Annotated in this window: 4 protein-coding genes; 3 read left to right on the forward strand and 1 reads right to left on the reverse strand. The window is 64.4% G+C overall.

Features of this window, described 5'->3' with window-relative positions; translation table 11 throughout:
- The coding region (locus EN932_RS34125) for an HAD hydrolase-like protein (RefSeq protein ID WP_128369438.1) at positions 1-490 on the reverse strand (490 nt) is incomplete at its 3' end.
- A gap of 321 nt (positions 491-811) precedes the next feature.
- Here EN932_RS34125 and rpiA point away from each other — a divergent pair.
- The 3 genes from rpiA to EN932_RS34140 form a co-directional block, all read left to right on the forward strand.
- A complete protein-coding gene (gene rpiA / locus EN932_RS34130) occupies positions 812-1,543 on the forward strand; it encodes a ribose-5-phosphate isomerase RpiA (protein ID WP_063172140.1) in 732 nt (243 codons plus the stop codon).
- Positions 1,530-2,132 (forward strand): DUF2059 domain-containing protein, encoded by a 603-nt coding sequence (locus EN932_RS34135; protein ID WP_013531665.1) that lies wholly within the window; start codon positions 1,530-1,532, stop codon positions 2,130-2,132. Before rpiA ends, EN932_RS34135 begins: the two co-directional genes overlap by 14 nt.
- Before the next feature lie 104 nt (positions 2,133-2,236).
- Positions 2,237-2,394: FAD-dependent oxidoreductase (locus EN932_RS34140; protein ID WP_164890783.1), on the forward strand; the 158-nt coding region annotated here is incomplete at its 3' end.

Below are 2,394 nucleotides of genomic sequence, written 5' to 3' on the forward strand. Positions count from 1 at the left end.
GGCGAAAGCCGCCGGCCAGCTTTATGGTCTCGATCAAATGGCGCGGGTCGGGCTTGCGGAAGGCGAACGTGTCCTGGCCGGCGATCGCCGCGAAATGTTTGGTCAGGCCGAGCGCCTCGATCAGCGCCAGCGAGTTGGCTTCGTATTTGTTGGTGCAGATGGCGAGGATATAGCCGGCCTCCTCGAAGCGCGCGATCGCCTCGACGACACCGGGGTAGGGGCGCGACTTGCCGGGGATGTTGAGCGTGTAGTGGTCGAGGAAAAGTTTCAGCAGCCGGTCGTGCTCCTCGACGGCAAGCGATCGCTGATGGGCGGCGTGCGCCCGCTCGATCATCACCCGGCCGCCGTGACCGACAAAGCGCCTGAAGCCGGCTTCGTCGACCGCCGCGATCTCGCTGGCGGCCAGGCTGTGGTTGAGGCTGTCGAGCAGGTCCGGCGCTGTGTCGATCAGCGTACCGTCGAGGTCGAACACGATGATCGGTCGGGTCATGGTCTGTCCTGGGCAGGTGTGCAATGGGCAGGCGATAAAGGCTGCGGCGCGTCAAGGCAAGCGCGGGGCCAGTTCGTTCAGGCGGGGCCTGCTTATCAGGCCGGGCATTCGCGGCTGGACGCCGCTATGAAAAAAACCGCCTCGACGGCGGGCTGTTGGCGCAAATCAACACCATAGGCAAAAATGTAGCATAGCTGCGCTCACCCGTCAAGGAAATAATTCCTATACTGAGCATCACCTGGAGAAGCGCCGTCCAGGGCTTTGACCGGACCGGCAAAAATGCTACGAGCCCGGCAGCGAATTTCCGGGGCAATAACCGACATGGATGCAAGGCAGTTGAAGGTCGAAGCCGCGCGGGCAGCACTCGCCCATGTAAGCGACGGCATGCGGCTTGGCATCGGCACCGGCACCACGGCCGAGGAGTTCGTGCGGCTGCTTGCCGAAAAGGTCGCAACCGGCATGGCGATCATCGGCGTGCCGACTTCGGAGCGCACCGCGTTGCTGTGCCGCGAGCTTGGCGTGCCGCTGTCGACGCTGGAGGAAACGCCAGAGCTGGATCTCACCGTCGACGGCGCCGACGAAGTCGACCCGGAACTGACCCTGGTCAAGGGCGGCGGCGGCGCGCTGCTGCGCGAGAAGATCGTCGCCGCGGCGTCCCAGCGCATGATCGTCATCGCCGACCGCTCCAAGATGGTCGAGACGCTCGGCCGTTTTCCCCTGCCGATCGAAGTCAATCCGTTCGGCCTGCGCGCCACTGAAATCGCGGTTGCCGCAGCGGCTGAAAAGCTCGGTCTTTCCGGACCGGTCACATTGAGGATGACGGGCGGACAGGCTTTTGTTACAGACGGCGGCCATTTTATCCTCGATGCATCTTTTGGCCGCATTCCGGATACAAGAGCGCTTTCGAATGCTCTCCACGCCATTCCGGGCGTGGTCGAGCATGGTCTTTTCATCGGGCTGGCTTCAGCGGCCATCATCGCCGGCGGCGACGGTATCCAAACCGTCCATGCCGCCCGAAAACCAGGGAGTTCTACCGATCATGACGTTGCATAACCGGGTTCGCAGCCTTTCCGTCCTTCTGGCGGCCTCGGCCGTTTTCGCCTTCTCGTCGCCGGCGTTTTCGCAGGATGTCACGGAAGCGCACCTGAAGGCCGCCCGCGCGGCGGTCGCTGCGATCCACGCGACCGACCCGTTCGACAACATCCTGCCGCAGGCAGCCGCGGCGCTCGAATCGCAGCTGATCCAGAAGAACCCGGACATGCAGGAACTGATCGGCAAGACGATCAACGAGAAGGCTCTGGCGCTGGCCTCGCGCCGCGCCGACCTCGAGAAGGAAGCAGCACTCGCCTACGCGAAAGTGTTCTCCGAAAAGGAACTGACCGACATCGCCGCCTTCTACAATTCCGATTCGGGCAAGAAGCTGCTCGATAGCGGCCCGACGGTGACCCGCGAATTGGTCAAGGCAGCCGACATCTGGCAGAACGGCCTCGGCCGCGATCTCGCCCAGCAGGTCGGCGAAACGTTGGCCGCAGCCGCCAAGGCAAAGGCGCAGGCAGCACCTGCCGCGCCCGCCGACGGAGCCGCAGCTCCGGCCGATGGCGCAGCGCCCGCCGACGGCGCGGCCCCCGCGGACAACAACTGACCCGCATTTTCAAATGGCCTTGCGGCCTACTGCGAAAGCCCGGCCTGTCCGGGCTTTTTGCGGCCTACCTGTCTGACACATTTCTGAAGCCTGGGAGCCGCGTCATGGCCGGTTACGACTACGATCTTTTCGTCATCGGCGGCGGCTCGGGCGGGGTGAGGGCGGCGCGCGTCGCCGCGGCACTCGGCAAGCGTGTCGGCATCGCCGAGGAATACCGCTATGGCGGCACCTGCGTCATCCGCGGCTGCGTACCGAAAAAGCT

It is taken from the genome of Mesorhizobium sp. M7A.F.Ca.US.002.01.1.1, from assembly GCF_004022955.1.
In the GTDB taxonomy this organism is placed as follows: domain Bacteria; phylum Pseudomonadota; class Alphaproteobacteria; order Rhizobiales; family Rhizobiaceae; genus Mesorhizobium; species Mesorhizobium ciceri.